General features: G+C 64.6%; 17 protein-coding genes and 3 tRNA genes. 7 read left to right on the top strand and 13 right to left on the bottom strand.

All coding sequences use genetic code 11. The features are described 5' to 3' along the window. Positions 1 to 15 precede the first annotated feature (15 nt). A complete protein-coding gene (locus G6N42_RS26950; protein ID WP_163735249.1) occupies positions 16 to 717 on the top strand; it encodes a YciI family protein in 702 nt (233 codons plus the stop codon). A gap of 10 nt (positions 718 to 727) precedes the next feature. Next, positions 728 to 1,981 (top strand): RNA polymerase sigma factor, encoded by a 1,254-nt coding sequence (locus G6N42_RS26945; protein ID WP_163735247.1) that lies wholly within the window; start codon positions 728 to 730, stop codon positions 1,979 to 1,981. Positions 1,982 to 2,002: 21 nt separating this feature from the next. Here G6N42_RS26945 and G6N42_RS26940 read toward each other — a convergent pair whose 3' ends face one another. The 13 genes from G6N42_RS26940 to G6N42_RS26880 all read right to left on the bottom strand — a co-directional run bounded on the left by G6N42_RS26940 (position 2,003) and on the right by G6N42_RS26880 (position 10,100). After that, entirely contained in the window at positions 2,003 to 3,214 is a 1,212-nt protein-coding gene (locus G6N42_RS26940) for an IS110 family RNA-guided transposase (protein ID WP_163735244.1), read from the bottom strand. A gap of 265 nt (positions 3,215 to 3,479) precedes the next feature. Further along, the gene (locus G6N42_RS26935; RefSeq protein WP_197905561.1) at positions 3,480 to 5,207 is read right to left on the bottom strand and encodes a PE-PPE domain-containing protein; all 1,728 of its coding nucleotides are present in this window, start codon (positions 5,205 to 5,207) and stop codon (positions 3,480 to 3,482) included. A 175-nt stretch (positions 5,208 to 5,382) separates the two neighbouring features. Continuing rightward, positions 5,383 to 6,090: a 50S ribosomal protein L1 gene (gene rplA, locus G6N42_RS26930; protein ID WP_163735240.1), complete on the bottom strand. Its 708-nt coding sequence runs from the start codon at positions 6,088 to 6,090 to the stop codon at positions 5,383 to 5,385. Between the two features lie 99 nt (positions 6,091 to 6,189). Next, positions 6,190 to 6,618 (bottom strand): 50S ribosomal protein L11, encoded by a 429-nt coding sequence (gene rplK / locus G6N42_RS26925; protein WP_163735238.1) that lies wholly within the window; start codon positions 6,616 to 6,618, stop codon positions 6,190 to 6,192. Positions 6,619 to 6,651: 33 nt separating this feature from the next. Further along, complete coding sequence (gene nusG, locus G6N42_RS26920) at positions 6,652 to 7,437, bottom strand: transcription termination/antitermination protein NusG (protein ID WP_434059632.1); 786 nt, start codon at positions 7,435 to 7,437, stop codon at positions 6,652 to 6,654. Positions 7,438 to 7,508: 71 nt separating this feature from the next. After that, positions 7,509 to 7,931, bottom strand: coding sequence for a preprotein translocase subunit SecE (gene secE / locus G6N42_RS26915; RefSeq protein WP_163735232.1), 423 nt, complete (start codon positions 7,929 to 7,931; stop codon positions 7,509 to 7,511). Between the two features lie 78 nt (positions 7,932 to 8,009). Further along, positions 8,010 to 8,082, bottom strand: a tRNA-Trp gene (locus tag G6N42_RS26910). A gap of 152 nt (positions 8,083 to 8,234) precedes the next feature. Further along, positions 8,235 to 8,762, bottom strand: a complete 528-nt coding sequence (gene hadC, locus G6N42_RS26905) for a (3R)-hydroxyacyl-ACP dehydratase subunit HadC (protein WP_163735229.1) — start codon at positions 8,760 to 8,762, stop codon at positions 8,235 to 8,237. 3 nt (positions 8,763 to 8,765) lie between these two features. Further along, positions 8,766 to 9,194 carry a (3R)-hydroxyacyl-ACP dehydratase subunit HadB gene (gene hadB / locus G6N42_RS26900; RefSeq protein ID WP_163735226.1) on the bottom strand — a complete coding sequence of 143 codons (429 nt, stop codon included), beginning with the start codon at positions 9,192 to 9,194 and terminating at the stop codon, positions 8,766 to 8,768. Continuing rightward, positions 9,181 to 9,660 carry a (3R)-hydroxyacyl-ACP dehydratase subunit HadA gene (gene hadA, locus G6N42_RS26895; RefSeq protein WP_163735222.1) on the bottom strand — a complete coding sequence of 160 codons (480 nt, stop codon included), beginning with the start codon at positions 9,658 to 9,660 and terminating at the stop codon, positions 9,181 to 9,183. Before hadA ends, hadB begins: the two co-directional genes overlap by 14 nt. A gap of 54 nt (positions 9,661 to 9,714) precedes the next feature. Continuing rightward, positions 9,715 to 9,882 carry a 50S ribosomal protein L33 gene (gene rpmG, locus G6N42_RS26890; protein WP_003929651.1) on the bottom strand — a complete coding sequence of 56 codons (168 nt, stop codon included), beginning with the start codon at positions 9,880 to 9,882 and terminating at the stop codon, positions 9,715 to 9,717. 35 nt (positions 9,883 to 9,917) lie between these two features. Next, positions 9,918 to 9,991: transfer RNA gene (locus G6N42_RS26885), tRNA-Met, on the bottom strand. Between the two features lie 36 nt (positions 9,992 to 10,027). Beyond that, positions 10,028 to 10,100: transfer RNA gene (locus tag G6N42_RS26880), tRNA-Thr, on the bottom strand. Positions 10,101 to 10,188: 88 nt separating this feature from the next. Between G6N42_RS26880 and G6N42_RS26875 the strand changes: the two genes are divergently transcribed. From G6N42_RS26875 to G6N42_RS26855, 5 genes are all read left to right on the top strand, one after another. Further along, positions 10,189 to 11,049: an NYN domain-containing protein gene (locus G6N42_RS26875; protein WP_163735219.1), complete on the top strand. Its 861-nt coding sequence runs from the start codon at positions 10,189 to 10,191 to the stop codon at positions 11,047 to 11,049. Between the two features lie 13 nt (positions 11,050 to 11,062). After that, positions 11,063 to 11,773, top strand: a complete 711-nt coding sequence (locus tag G6N42_RS26870; protein ID WP_163735216.1) for an MBL fold metallo-hydrolase — start codon at positions 11,063 to 11,065, stop codon at positions 11,771 to 11,773. A 105-nt stretch (positions 11,774 to 11,878) separates the two neighbouring features. Further along, entirely contained in the window at positions 11,879 to 12,547 is a 669-nt protein-coding gene (locus G6N42_RS26865; protein ID WP_163735213.1) for a DUF4352 domain-containing protein, read from the top strand. Between the two features lie 138 nt (positions 12,548 to 12,685). Further along, positions 12,686 to 13,708: a DUF8453 domain-containing protein gene (locus G6N42_RS26860; RefSeq protein ID WP_163735210.1), complete on the top strand. Its 1,023-nt coding sequence runs from the start codon at positions 12,686 to 12,688 to the stop codon at positions 13,706 to 13,708. A gap of 182 nt (positions 13,709 to 13,890) precedes the next feature. Then, positions 13,891 to 14,589, top strand: a complete 699-nt coding sequence (locus G6N42_RS26855; protein WP_163735208.1) for a crotonase/enoyl-CoA hydratase family protein — start codon at positions 13,891 to 13,893, stop codon at positions 14,587 to 14,589. Positions 14,590 to 14,593 lie beyond the last annotated feature (4 nt).

Here is a 14,593-nt window from a genome sequence, read left to right as displayed (position 1 = left end):
CCGGAAGGTGACGTCATGTACTACTTCGCGCTACTGCTGGGACCCGAATCCACCGACGAGCCCGACGCCGCCAGCCACGCCGAGATCATGTCGGCCTATGAGACGTTCCACGCCAAGTTCGGCTCCGCAATCCGCGCCGGCGACGCCCTCCTCCCGTCAGCCACGGGAGCCCGGATCACCGGTGGGCCCGACGCGCCGGTCGTCACCGACGGCCCGTTTGCCGAGGCGGCCGAAGTGGCCGGCGGCTACTACGTCTTCGAGGCGGACAATCTCGACGACGCATTGACGATCGCGGCGGCCATCCCCGCCTGTCAGCACGGCGCAGTCGAGGTGTGGCCGATGGTGGAGTACATGCCGCCGACCGAACCGCTTAACAACACCTGGATCGCGCTGCTGCTCGAGCCCGCCGACTCCGTCCTCGCGCCGGGAACCCCGGAGTGGAACGAAATCGCCGCGCAACACGGAAAGTTCGCCGCACAGGTGGGAGCTCGCGCCAACGGAGGTGCGCCGCTGCATGTGCCGTCGACGGCGACGACGGTGCGCGTGCGCGACGGCGAGGTGCTGCTCAGCGACGGGCCGTACATCGAGGGCGCCGAGGTGGCCAACGGCTTCCACATCCTCAACGTCGCCGACCGAGACGAGGCCATCAAGGTCGCTTCGATGATTCCGGCGACGACCATCGAGCTCCGCCAGCTCATGGGTATCTCCGGCCTCTAGCAGGCGCCGAATGACCGACCTGGACGGCGTCTTTCGACGCGAATGGGGCCCGGCCGTCGCCGCACTGGCGCGATGGTCCGGCGACCTCACCGTCGCCGAGGACGCCGTCCAGGAGGCCTTCGCCGATGCAATACGGACCTGGCCGCGCGACGGCGTTCCCGCCAACGTCGAGGGATGGATCGTGACGGCCGCGCGCAATCGTGCGCTTGATCGGCTGCGCCGCGAATCCGTCAGGCCTGGAAAAGAGCTTGCCGCGGTGCTCGACGACATAACCGCCCGCACCGACCGCCAGGGCGTGCCGCACCGGATTCGCGATGACGAACTGCGGATGATGTTCACCTGCGCGCACCCGGCACTGGACCCGCACTCACAGTTGGCCCTGACGCTGCGGCTGATATCCGGGCTCACAGTCGCCGAGATAGCCCGCGCCCTGCTCCAGTCGGAATCGGCGGTCGGTCAACGAATCACCCGGGCCAAGAACAAGATCAGGCACGCCAACATTCCGCTGAGGGTGCCACCGCCCGAACTGCTCCCTGAGCGCACTCCCCACGTACTTGCCTGCATCTATTCCGTCTTCACCGAGGGCTATTGGTCGACGGCCGGACCGTCGGCGATTCGCGACGAATTGTCCGACGAGGCCATTCGGCTTGCGGGCGAGGTGTGTTCGTTGATGCCCGATGCGCGCGACGGGCATGCACTGGCCGCGCTCGTGCTTCTGCATGACTCCCGACGGCAGACGCGCATCGACGCCGACGGTGCACTCGTACCGCTCGACGAGCAGGATCGCGGCCGGTGGGATCGCGCGCGCATCACGCGCGGGCTGGATCGACTTCGCAACGCAGCCGGAGCGACGGGACCGTACCTGCCGCAGGCGGTGATCGCGGCGCTGCACGCGACGGCCGCGCGGTGGGAGGACACGGACTGGGATGGGATCTGTCGGGCGTATGACCGACTGATCGCGATCACGGATTCCCCTGTCGCCAAGGCGAATCGGGCCCTCGCGGTCGGCTTTCGCGACGGGTTCGATGCCGGCCTGGCAGCCCTGGACGAGGTCGCCAAGGATGCGAGGATGGCGCGCTCGAACACCGTCGCATCGATTCGCGCCGACCTGCTTCGTCGGGCGGGTCGACATGTCGAGGCGCAGCAATGGTATATGCAGGCGCTGGACCGAGCCGGTTCCGAACCCGCCCGGCAGTTCCTGCGCAGGCGCTACGGCGAGTGTGGCGGGCAGCCGGCAGTCGCGGATACACCAGCCGGCGACTAGACATCCCAGGGCCGTAAGTTGTCAAGCAGCTGCGGGCGTGCGGTGTGTCCAGGCTTTGTGTTCGTCGTAGAGCGTTTGGTGGCGTAGGCAGCCGTGGAGGATGCCGACGAGTCGGTTGCCGAGGGCGCGTAGGGCTTGATGGTGGGTATCGCCATTTCCGCGGTGCTGGTCATAGAAGGTGCGGGCACCACGACTTCGGGTCAGCGCGCAGAAGGCCCATTGATCGAGGGCGTCGTAGAGCCGTTTGTTGCGAACATGGCGGGCCAGCACAACTCGTTTTCGGCCCGACGCGATGGTCAATGGTGAGGTTCCGGCGTAGTTCTTGCGACACTTGGCAGTGCGGTATCGGTTCGGGTCGTCCCCGAACTCACCGAGCACCCGGGCGCCGAGCACAACACCAAGTCCTGGCAGGGAGCGGTAGATGTCGGCGTCCGGGTGTTTCTCAAAATGGTCGGCCAGCACGGTCTCGAGTTCGGCGATCTGGGTGTTCAGTGCTGCAATGACATGAACCGCGGCCGTCGTGGTCGTCCCGAAAGCGCTGGCTATGGCAGGGGAAGCGGTGAGGTGCTCGCGGCGCAAGATGGTTTGAATCTCGATAGCACGTGTGTCGATATTGCGTTGTCGGCCAGCAGCTTTGAGTGCCGATCCGATCTTCGACAGGCTCAACCGGGCGCCCTGTTCAGGAGTGGGTGCGCGGCCCAAGACAGCCAACGCGTCACCGTCGGTGAGTGAATCGAAGGCCTCCAAGGCTGCGGGGTAGTACTCCCGCAGCCCGCTACGCAGCATGTTGGCGTGCCGAGTGCGTGCCCAGATCAGGCTCTGATGAGTGCGGGCCAGCACCTTGATCGCCTCGGCGTCTGAGGTGTCTCCGGCGATCTGGCGGTGGTTGTGCCGGTCGGTGCGAACCAGGTCGGCGAGCAGCTTGGCGTCTCCGGCATCAGATTTCGCACCCGAGACGTGATGACGGTCGCGGTAGCGGGCCGCGGCCATCGGGTTGATCGCCCACACCCGATAACCCGATGCCGCCAACGCCGAAACCCACAGGCCACGATCGGTCTCGATGCCGATCACCACCTGGTCGGGTTCCTCAGCGTGACGGGCAACCAGCTCATGCAAGTCCCGGATGCCAGACAAGCCCTCGGATAATCGCCGGGCTGCCAATCGTTGGCCGGCCTCGTCCATCAGATACACATCGTGATGGTCTTCGGCCCAGTCGTCGCCGACGAAGATCATCAATGCCACCTCCTCGCGGTCGTCGTTGACTCACATTGAGCCCGAGGACACCCGGCGGCGGACTAATGGATCAGTGCTCGCATTGGCACGACATCCCATCAGCGCTTCAAGCGACCTCACCGAACCGACCGGGGCACGATCTAGCGCTAGGAATCAGACATTCATCCCCGTCAGACATAGTGCTCACCGGTCAGCGGCTCGACGATCAGCGTCCCGTGCTCAACAACTCAAACCCCTCAACGCCACGCCGATCGACTCCCATTAGTCAGGCAGCGGCCGCCTCTGCGCCCTCCGCAGGCTCTGCGCCTTCCGCGCCGTCGACGTCCTCGGGCTTGACGGGGTCGACGGGGGCGAGCGGATCGGCGTTCTCGCCACCGGCCGGCGCGCCCTCGGGCTTGTTCGGTGAGAAGTTCAACGACACGCTGCCGCCGTTCGCGTCGACCCTGTTGTCATCCAGGTCCTGGTCCTCTTCCGGATCCTTGACGACTATTTGGGTGCCCTGGTTGGGGTCGCCCTGGTTGGAGTTGTTGCCTTCTTCGAGCAGTCCATCCACATTGCCCGCGGGGGCCTGCTGGAGCCCGGCCCCTTCAAGTCCGACCGTGTCATCGGCGTTGGGCGTCTCGACGATCTCCGGCGGCGTGACCGCTTCTTCGGTGTCGAGACCGATAGGAACCGCCTTCTCGTCGCCGTCGAGCTGCTGCTCGAGGCCGCCGTCGTCCTGCAACAGCGACAGTCTCGATTTTGCCCGGGACATATCGTCGAAGTTACTGAGCAACGAGAGCTGCTCAAGATTTTCGTCTTGCTCCTCGTCCTCCTCGGGAACCGGTATCGGCGGGGTCAGCGGGATCTCCGTCGCCAAGCCGAAGTTCGCGAGGAAGTTGTTGATGCCCTGGAAGATTGCCGGGATCAGCTTGACGATGAGCGTGAACGGATTGAAGAGCGGGAACAGCCCAATGGGCGTGGCTTGACCGTAGGGTATGTTGCGGTTGTAGCCGGTCTCCTCGATGATCACGCGCAGGGCGGGCTCGAAGAGGTCCGCGATCGGCTTGCCGATGAGCGGGATGGAGTGCAGCGGACGGACGAGCGGCAACACCTTCGGCGTAATGGTGTAGTAGGTCGTGTCGCTGCCGGGCACCTTCTGGATCTGGACATTCTGGGGATAGAGCTCAGGGTTCGTGGTGAGCTCACGCCATTCGGCGATGGAGTATCCGGCGGGCAATTCACCGGGATCGCTGTCGCCGTTGATCGCCAAGTAGGTGCCGTGGTCGTAGTAGAAGCCGAGGAGCGAGTTGACCACCGCCAGCGGATTCAACAGATACTGCGGGAAGTCCGCGATGCCCTCCCAACGGATGGCCCAGTCTTCGGTTTCGAATTCGGTGTCCGTCGGCGTGGGCTGGCCGGTCGTCACGTCCAAGATCGGGATGGTCCCGAGGATGCCGAATCGCGACAGGATGCCGCCGTTCGGACGGTTCGGGTTTCCGATGAACACGAACTTTATGGAATCGATGTCGTCAAGCACGTCATTCCATTCGCCGTTGGCGATCTTGGCCTTCGCGATGCTGACGACGCGGCCGCCCTGCGAATAGCCGGCGATCACGACGCTCCCGTCGAAGTCGGGGTCGAGTGTCGAAATGGTCCCCAGTGTGTTGCGCAGTCCTTGCACGCCTCCCGCAACCGACACGTCGAACTTCTCGCAACGGCCGGGATCGCACCAGCCGGGCAAAGGTATCGGCCAGAACGACGCGTCGTAGTCGATGCCGTACAACTGGTCGTCTGCGCAACCGTTGGGCTCACATGGCGTCTGCATGTAGTAGTCCCGGAAGTTCTCCATGTAGTTGGTGACCTCGTTCGCCTTGGGCGTCCCAGTCCCCGGCACGATCAGCGCCGTCGCGGCCAGACTGACGGCCGCCACCAGGGCCGTCAAGGCGGTGAACAATGCTGCGCTCAGTAGGCCCAGCAAAGAAATGAGGAGAAGCCTGATGGACTTGCGCATCTGTCAACAATCACATAATCAGGCGACTAGCCACCGCGAAACAGCAAACTTCGCGAAGATTTCTTCTGGCAAACATCTACATGCCCGAGCAATGCGTCACCGACCCCGTTACTCGGCTCGACGCCGCCACGGAGACGGCCGCGTTATGGCAGACGGCCGGTAGCCGGCCGAAGACTTAAGCCTCGGTGAAGTTGCGCGTGACCGCTGGGTCCACAGGGATGCCGGGACCGGTCGTCGTGGACACGACGACCTTCTTCAGGTAACGACCCTTCGACGACGACGGCTTGGCGCGCAGCACCTCGTCGAGCGCGGCACCGTAGTTCTCGGCGAGCTTCGTCTCGTCGAACGATGCCTTGCCGATCACGAAGTGCAGGTTGGCCTGCTTGTCGACACGGAAATTGATCTTGCCGCCCTTGATATCCGAAACCGCCTTGGCGACATCGGGAGTCACGGTGCCGGTCTTGGGGTTCGGCATCAGGCCGCGCGGACCCAGCACGCGGGCGATCTTGCCGACCTTGGCCATCTGGTCCGGCGTCGCGATCGCGGCGTCGAAGTCCAGGAAGCCACCCTGGATCTTCTCGATCAGGTCGTCGCTGCCCACCTCGTCGGCGCCTGCAGCCAGCGCCGCCTCGGCCTTGTCGCCCACGGCGAACACCACGACACGGGCGGTCTTACCGGTGCCGTTGGGCAGGTTGACGGTGCCGCGCACCATCTGGTCGGCCTTGCGCGGATCGACACCCAGCCGGATCGCCACCTCGACGGTTGCGTCCTGCTTCTTCGACGACGTCTCCTTGGCGAGGCGCACGGCCTCCAGCGGGGAGTACAGGTTGTCCTTGTCGATCTTCTCCGCGGCTTCGCGATATGCCTTGCTGTTCTTGCTCATTGCTATCTCCTAATTGATGAGTTGTGGTCTGTGATGACCGCTCTTCGCGCGAGCGCTCATCGCCGAGCCGAAGCTGGCTCTCCCACGGGATCTGCCGAACTATTCGACCGTGATCCCCATCGACCGGGCGGTGCCCGCGATGATCTTGGACGCCGCGTCGATGTCGTTGGCGTTCAGGTCTTCCTTCTTGGTCTCGGCGATCTCGCGCACCTGATCCCAGGTCACCTTGGCGACCTTGGTGGTGTGCGGGGTGCCGGAACCCTTCTGCACGCCTGCGGCCTTCAGCAGCAGCTTGGCGGCGGGCGGGGTCTTCAGCGCGAACGTGAAGCTGCGGTCCTCGTAGACGGTGATCTCCACGGGGATGACGTTGCCGCGCTGGTTCTCGGTCGCGGCGTTGTACGCCTTGCAGAACTCCATGATGTTGACGCCGTGCTGGCCGAGCGCCGGACCCACTGGCGGGGCGGGGTTGGCCTGCCCGGCCTGGATCTGCAGCTTGATCAGCCCGACGACCTTCTTCTTCGGGGCCATGAGTGTTCGGTTCCTTTTCTTTCTTACTTGTCTTTAGATCTTGGCGACCTGAGTAAAGGTCAGTTCGACAGGTGTTTCGCGACCGAAGATCGACACCAGCACCTTGAGCTTCTGCTGCTCGGCGTTGACCTCGCTGATCGATGCGGGCAACGTCGCGAACGGGCCGTCCATGACGGTGACCGACTCGCCGACCTCGAAGTCGACGAGGATCTCCGGACGCTCCAACGAGGCCTCGGTGGACGCGGCCGCCCCGGCCGTGCTCTTGGCCGGCTTCTTCGCCGACGCCGGCGGCAACAGGAACTTGACGACGTCGTCCAATGACAACGGCGACGGACGCGACGTCGCGCCGACGAAGCCGGTCACGCCGGGCGTGTTGCGCACCGCGCCCCACGACTCGTCGTTGAGCTCCATGCGGACCAGGATGTAGCCGGGCAGCACCTTGCGGTTGACCTGCTTGCGCTGGCCGTTCTTGATCTCGGTGACCTCTTCGGTGGGCACCTCGACCTGGAAGATGTAGTCGCCGACGTCGAGGTTCTGCACGCGGGTCTCGAGGTTGGCCTTCACCTTGTTCTCGTAGCCGGCGTAGCTGTGGATCACGTACCAGTCACCGGGCCGCAGTCGCAGATCCTTCTTCAGCGCGACGGCCGGATCCTCGTCCTCGTCCTCGTCCTCGTCCTCGACGGGCGCCTCCGCGGCGACCTCCGACTCGGCAACCTCAACTGGCGCCGCGTCCTCGACAGCCTCGGCGGCGGTGCTGTCCTCCAGACGCTCAGCCGCCTCATCTGCAATCACGGTTGCCGGGTCCGCTGCTTCTGCGATCGCGTCGGACACGGCCGAAGGCGTATCGCCCTCGAAGCTAGTCACTTGTCAGTCCTCTCAGTACTTCCACGTCAGCCGAACACCCACATGACGACCTTGCCGACGCCCAGATCGACTCCGCCGATCAGCGCCACCATGAACGCCAGGAAGACCAGCACCACGATGGTGTAGCTGACCATCTGCTTGCGGTTCGGCCAGATGACCTTGCGCAGCTCGGCGACGACCTGCTTCAGGTAGTTCCAGACATAGGCGAACGGGTTGCTCGAGGAGCCGTCGCCGCGCTTCTTGGCCGTCTTCTTCGCCGTGCCCGAGCCGTTCTTGGTCGGCGACGCCTCGGTGCCGGTCTCCAGGTCGACGGCGCTGCTGACGTTCTCGCCGCTGGCTACGCGGCGCGACCGCTTGCCGCTGGGCCGAGTAGGCCGGGTTACGACCGCGCCGCTACCGCCGGTGTCGTCGGACCCTGCGGAGCCGTCACGATCACGCTCGTCGCTCACCGCATGCCTTCCTTGTTCTGGTCGTCTAGTTGTGTGGACACCTTCCAGTGTCCACGCCGTGTCGAGTATTCAGTTGAGCAGGGGCGACAGGACTTGAACCTGCAACCTGCGGTTTTGGAGACCGCTGCTCTGCCAGTTGAGCTACGCCCCTTTACCTTGACACCGCTGGCGCTGCGATATCGCCGGTTTCCGGGGCTCACACAAACCGCGCGCTCCCCGTTCGGTCGATCTGAAACCGACGGACAGCGCGCTGGACTGGGGAAACCCCGAGTAGCGAGTGTAGCGCGCCACCCACGTCAGTTACTAATCCGCGACGTGACCGTTCGCGCTGACGGCGGTGCGCACAACCTGGCCGGTTTCGGGGTCCCATTTCGCCGAGATCGAGTTGTCGCCCTCATGGCCCATCAAGGTGGTGTAGGCCTCCATCACCACGGTGCCGTCGGGATCGGTGCAGACGTTGCGAGTGGTGACGATGTCGGCACCGAACCGTTCGTCGACCGTCTCGATGTACATGGTCCCGGTCAGCGCGTCACCGACCTTGATCGGCCGGTGGAAGTGGAACTTCTGGTCGACCTGGACGATCTGCATGGTCTCCAGGCCGACATCCACGTGCTGGAAGAAGTGGTTCTGGATCATCACGGCGAAGATCGACGCGAACGTGAGCGGCGCGATGAGGGCGTCATGCCCGAGCTCCGCGGCCGCGGTTTCGTCGACGGTGGCCGGTGCGGCCGACTTCACGGCTTTGGCGTACTGGCGGACCTGCTCGCGGCCCACCACGAAAGTGTCGGGGTACTTCCAGACCATCCCCCGGATGTCTGTCTTAAGGGCCATCGGTCATGCCAGCTTCGCGGTGGCGACGGCGCGACCGAAGATCTTCTTGCCGCCAGCCGTGGCGGTTAACGCAATTGTTACCGACTTCGTTTCGGGCTCAACAGATTTCACTCTTCCATTGAACACGATTTCAGCGCCGACGCCGTCGTTGGGAACCGGCACCACCGCGGTGAAACGCACGTTGTATTCGGTGACCGCCGCGGGGTCGCCAACCCAGGAGGTGACGTATCCGCCGCCCAGTCCCATGGTGAGCATGCCGTGCGCGATCGCGGTGTCCAGACCGACCTGCTTGGCGATCTCGTCGTCCCAGTGGATCGGGTTCAGGTCGCCGGACACTCCGGCGTAATTCACCAGGTCGCCCCGGGTCAGGGGGATCGTCTTTTCGGGAAGCTGGTCGCCCACCTTCACCGAATCGAACTCACGCAATGCCATCGCTGAAACCCTCTTCTCCTTCTTCCCCGGTTCGCCCCGCCAGGGTCGTGTACGACTCCTGGACGATTTCGCCTTCGTCGTCGGTGACGACGTTCTTTGTCACGATGATGTCGGTACCGTGCGCCTGCCGGACAGAGTCCACGTAGACGTCGCAAAAGAGCGTGTCCCCGGCATGAATCGGCTTGCGGAACTTCAACGTCTGGTCGACCTGCACGATCTTCATGTCGGTGATGCCGATATTGGCGCTTTCGAAGAACGCCGACTGCGCCATGTAGCCGAACACCGAGATGAACGTCAACGGCGCCGGAATCGCGGAGTGGCCGAGCTGCGCGGCGACGTCTTCATCGTGGTGCGCGGGATGGTCGTTCTTCACTGCGACGGCGTACTCGCGCAGCTTCTCTCGCCCGACGACGTAGTGGTCGGGATAGCGGTAGTGCATCCCGACGATCTGCTCTGACAGCGCCACGTGGAGGTGAACCTATCCGTCAACCGCGGGCAATCGCCCACGGATTGGAGCGCCTTAGCGCGATTCCTTGTGCGCCTGGTGCTTGCCGCAGTTCGGGCAGAACTTCTTGATCTCGAGCCGGTCGGGATCGTTGCGACGGTTCTTCTTCGTGATGTAGTTACGGTGCTTGCACACCTCGCACGCCAAGGTGATCTTGGGCCGTACGTCAGTACTGGAGGCCACTTTTCTGTCCTTCGTCTTACGGATCTAACGTCTTGTAGCGGTGGGGGGACTCGATCCCCCGACCTCACGATTATGAGTCGTGCGCTCTAACCAGCTGAGCTACACCGCCCCGATAGTCCGGTCCGGCGAACCGGTCCGTCCACCGAGCCCCCTAACGGAATCGAACCGTTGACCTTTTCCTTACCATGGAAACGCTCTACCGACTGAGCTAAGGGGGCCTGCCCCGACAGTCTCGTCGTGGGCCTTAAAGAGGGTACATTCAACCCGTTTGCCACGCCAAACCGCTGGTGGTGATAGGACGGACAAGTGACCGAACCCGGCGCCCCGCGCGTGGCCGTCTATCTCGATTTCGACAACATCATCATCTCCCGATACGACCAGATTCACGGTCGCAACTCGTTCCAGAAGGACAAGGCCGCCGGATTTCACACCAAACCCGGCCGGCTCACCGAGGCGACCGTCGACGTCAGCGCGATCATCGACTTCGCGTCCTCGTTCGGCACCCTGGTGTTGACGCGCGCCTACGCGGACTGGTCGGCCGACGTCAACGCCGAATACCAGGGCCAGCTCGTCGGCCGCGCCGTCGACCTGGTTCAGCTGTTCCCCGCCGCCGCCTACGCCAAGAACGGCGCCGACATCCGGCTGGCGGTCGACGCGGTCGAGGACATGTTCCGGCTGCCCGACCTCACCCACGTCGTCATCGTGGCCGGGGACTCCGACTACATCCCGCTGGCCCAACGCTGCAAGCGACTGGGCCGCTACGTCGTCGGCATCGGGATCACCGGTTCGATCAGCAAGTCGCTGACAGCCGCCTGCGATGAGTTCGTCACCTACGACGCGCTGCCGGGCGTGCCGGTGACCGAGCCGCCCAAGAAGAAGCCGCGCAAGAAGGCAGCCGAAGGTGAGACCGAGCCAGACGCACCCGATCCGCAGGCCGCCGCGACCGCGCTACTCGAACGGGCGCTGCGGATCGGTCACGAAAAGGACGACGCCGAGTGGCTGCACAACTCCGCGGTCAAGGCGCAGATGAAGCGGATGGACCCGTCGTTCTCGGAGAAGTCGCTGGGATTCCGCTCCTTCAGCGATTTCCTGCGCTCACGCGCCGAGGTGGCCGAGCTCGACGAGAGCAGCACCACCCGCATGGTGCGGCTGCGTTCCAACGACTGAATAGTCTTACGGCATGACCGACCGCCTGTACTTCCGTCAGCTGCTGTCCGGCAGGGATTTCGCCGCCGGCGACATGATCGCCGAGCAGATGCGCAACTTCGCCTATCTGATCGGCGACCGCGAAACCGGCGACTGCGTCGTCGTCGATCCGGCGTATGCCGCCGGTGATCTGGTCGATGCGCTGGAGACCGACGGCATGCACCTGTCCGGCGTGCTGGTCAGCCACCACCACCCCGACCACGTCGGCGGCTCGATGATGGGCTTTGAACTGAAGGGCCTTGCCGAGCTGCTTGAGCGGGTCAGCGTACCCGTCCACGTCAATAGTGTTGAAGCTGAATGGGTTTCACGTGTCACGGGCATCGCCCGCAGCGAACTGACGGACCATCAGCACGGCGACGTGGTCAAGGTCGGAGACATCGACATCGAGCTTCTGCACACTCCCGGCCACACCCCCGGCAGCCAGTGCTTCCTGCTCGACGGCCGACTCGTCGCGGGCGACACACTGTTCCTGGAAGGTTGCGGGCGCACCGACTTCCCGGGCGGCGACGTCGACGAGATGTTCCGCAGTCTGCAGGCGCTGGCGCAGCTTTCTGGCGATCCGACAGTCTTTCCTGGCCACTGGTATTCGCAGGAGCCCAGCGCGGCACTGTCGGAGGTCAAGCGCACGAACTATGTTTACCGGGCTAGCAACCTGGACCAGTGGCGCATGTTGATGGGCGGTTAACCCCGTCTGACGTCGCAGTTTGCGTCAGCAAAACTCGCCGGGTACCGCCGAAACTGCGTTATTCTCCGCCTCAGCGCCTACGGTGCGCGGGAGGGGGCCGACGCGATGACGACCCCGCCGACCGGACCAGACGTCCCCCCGAAGACGCCGCGGCGGCTCGAAGCCGTCCCGAACCCGCCCACCGTGGACCCTGCGACGACACCGCCGGTCGGCAACCGCAGCCTCCTCCTCCGATTCGGCGCCGCATGCGCGGCCCTGCTGGTGGTGCTCGTCGGCCTAGCCATCTACGGGTTTCTGATCAAAGACAATACGGACGTACAACTTTCGTCACCGGGCAGCGACCCATCCGAGACGCCGGCCGCAGCGCCGACGACGAACGCGCCACCTATTCCCGGCCCGACCGCGGGCGCCACCGACGGTCCCCTGTCGTTCACCGTCGACGGCGTCGAGATCGGGCCGAAGGTCGTCATGTCGGACGCGCCGCTGGAGAAGACCGCGGACGGCGTGTTCATCGTCGTGCACATGACCGTGGCGAACGTCGGCACCGAGCCAGCGTCCTTCGTCGGCACGTTTCAGAAACTCCAGGCCAGCGGCGTCATCTATCCGTTGGCCGACGAGGCGACGGCCTACCTCGGGGGCACGGCCGCAACACTCGATCCGGGGGCGACGACCGTCGTCTCCATCGCGTTCGACGTGCCGCCGGGCTCTGTGCCCGAATTCGTCGAGCTGCACGGCGAGCCGGGCGGGCCCGGCATCCAGGTTCCGTTGCCATAGCTGTGGCAAGGTAGCCGCAAGCCTCTATAAGCACTCCCGTCTCTGCTTACCCACCTTCCTGGGATTTTCCAGCAAATGACGTTGATGCAAATTTCTCTGATGCGGTAGCGGCCCGCCGACCGTGATATACACCGGGACGTGGAAACCGACCTCCGGGCGCTGAGCGTGACCGACGTATCGGCCCACGGGTGGATTGCACTGGCCGCCTGGGTGGCCGTCATGGTGCTCGTCGCGGCGCTGATCTACGCGTGGCGGGCATACCAGCGGGCCCGAGCACACGCCGAAGAGCTCATGCAGCCGAACGTCGCGATGTTCATGGAGCCCGCCGCCCACGACTGGCACCTCGTCGAACTCGTCGTCAGGAACTTCGGTCAGACACCGGCGTACGGCATCCGATTCGAGTGGGCCCACCCTCCCACCGTCGGCAAGTACGAGAACGTCTACGAGGACCGCTACGTCGACATCGTCCCGCTCAATCTGCCCGCGGAGATCCCGTATCTGGCGCCGTCGCAGGAATTTCGCATCGTGTGGGATTCGGCGCTGGACCGCCGCGAGCTCGGAGAAACCATTGCGTCGCGGTTCGACGGTGCCGTCATCTACTCCGATCAGCCGACGACCAAGGGATCGAAGCGCAGTGGCCGTCAGTTCCGGTCCGCAGCCGTATTGGACTGGGCCACACTGCATCCCGTCGAGCGCCTGGAGCTGCTGACGACGCATGATCTCGCGCGACAGGAGAAGCAGAAGCTCGAGCTGCTGCGAAACCTGTTGACCTACTACCACTACGCCGCCAGCGAGAGTCGCGAAGAGGTGCTGCGCAGCGAAATCAACAGGGTCCGCACCGCGGCCGACAAGATGCGCGAACGCCTGACGACCGCCAAGGTGAAACCGCCCACTGAACAACCGGCCCCGCAGCCGCCGCGCCCCGCGCCCCCGCGCGACGTCCCGTTCAACGCGCCGCCGCCGCGTCAGGTGCCGTTCAGCACCGGCCCGCAGGAGGTGCCGTTCATCACGCCACCACGCGAAGCGCAGTTCAATGGGCCGGTACCCCAGGACGTCGTCCACAACGACACCACGAACTATGACGACGCGAACTATGACGACGATGAAGCGCACACCCAGTTGATCAACGGACGGCCGAGGCACCGGCGCGATCTCGGCTAGCGCGGGCCAGTGCGGTCGAAGTTTTAGGAGCCCGGCACCGCCCCCACGCTGCCGGGCTGAATCAAACCTACGACGGTGGCCGTCGGACGTCGTGCGTAATCGACTACCCCACTCGGGGTTGGCTTTCGTAACACCGTTACGTAACATCGATCCAAATTCTTGACGCACTCAAAGGAGAGGCGATGACCAGCCCAGTTGGCTACGAACTCAATGATTCAGTCGCGACGATCACCATGGACGACGGCAAGGTCAACGTCCTGGGTCCGAACATGCAGGCCGCGATCAACGAGGCCCTCGACCGCGCGGAGAAGGACGCCGCGAAGGCCGTGGTACTGGCGGGCAACAACCGCGTGTTCAGCGGCGGGTTCGACCTCGCGGTGTTCCAGTCCGGCGACGCGAAGGCCGCGCATGACATGCTCGCCGGCGGCTTCGAGTTGTCGGTGCGGTGTCTGACATTCCCCGCGCCGGTGATCATGGCCGCGACGGGTTCGGCCATCGCGATGGGCTCGTTCCTCCTGCTGTCGGGCGACCATCGCGTCGGGCAGCCGAAGACCAAGTGTCAGGCGATCGAGGTGGCGATCGGCATGACGATCCCGATCTCGGCGATCGAGATCATGCGGATGCGGTTGACGCCGGCGGCGTTCCATCGCGGCGCGGCGCTGGCGTCGATCTACGTCGGCGACGAGACGATCACGGCGGGCTGGCTGGACGAGATCGTCGAGAAGGACCAGGTTCTCGCCAAGGCGCAGGAAGCCGCCGCTGCGGCCGCGCGGTTGCACACCGGCTCCCACGTGGCAACCAAACTGAAGGCGCGCGAATCGGCGTTGCAGGCGATCCGGGCCGGAATCGACGGATTGGCAACGGAATTCAGTCTCGGCTAGGCCG

Origin of the sequence: Mycobacterium gallinarum (assembly GCF_010726765.1) — a bacterium.
Taxonomy (GTDB): Bacteria; Actinomycetota; Actinomycetes; order Mycobacteriales; family Mycobacteriaceae; genus Mycobacterium; species Mycobacterium gallinarum.
Note: the sequence above shows the minus strand (reverse complement) of the source record. Positions and strands in the feature narration are given on the sequence as shown.

Coding starts and splice junctions, on each gene's coding strand:
- G6N42_RS26855 (WP_163735208.1), top strand. CDS start 13,891: ATGACCAGCCCAGTTGGCTACGAACTCAATGATTCAGTCGCGACGATC.
- hadB (WP_163735226.1), bottom strand. CDS start 9,194: ATGGCATTGCGTGAGTTCGATTCGGTGAAGGTGGGCGACCAGCTTCCC.
- rplK (WP_163735238.1), bottom strand. CDS start 6,618: ATGGCCCCGAAGAAGAAGGTCGTCGGGCTGATCAAGCTGCAGATCCAG.
- rplA (WP_163735240.1), bottom strand. CDS start 6,090: ATGAGCAAGAACAGCAAGGCATATCGCGAAGCCGCGGAGAAGATCGAC.
- G6N42_RS26945 (WP_163735247.1), top strand. CDS start 728: ATGACCGACCTGGACGGCGTCTTTCGACGCGAATGGGGCCCGGCCGTC.
- G6N42_RS26870 (WP_163735216.1), top strand. CDS start 11,063: ATGACCGACCGCCTGTACTTCCGTCAGCTGCTGTCCGGCAGGGATTTC.
- G6N42_RS26940 (WP_163735244.1), bottom strand. CDS start 3,214: ATGATCTTCGTCGGCGACGACTGGGCCGAAGACCATCACGATGTGTAT.
- hadC (WP_163735229.1), bottom strand. CDS start 8,762: ATGGCCCTTAAGACAGACATCCGGGGGATGGTCTGGAAGTACCCCGAC.
- G6N42_RS26935 (WP_197905561.1), bottom strand. CDS start 5,207: ATGCGCAAGTCCATCAGGCTTCTCCTCATTTCTTTGCTGGGCCTACTG.
- G6N42_RS26950 (WP_163735249.1), top strand. CDS start 16: ATGTACTACTTCGCGCTACTGCTGGGACCCGAATCCACCGACGAGCCC.
- G6N42_RS26865 (WP_163735213.1), top strand. CDS start 11,879: ATGACGACCCCGCCGACCGGACCAGACGTCCCCCCGAAGACGCCGCGG.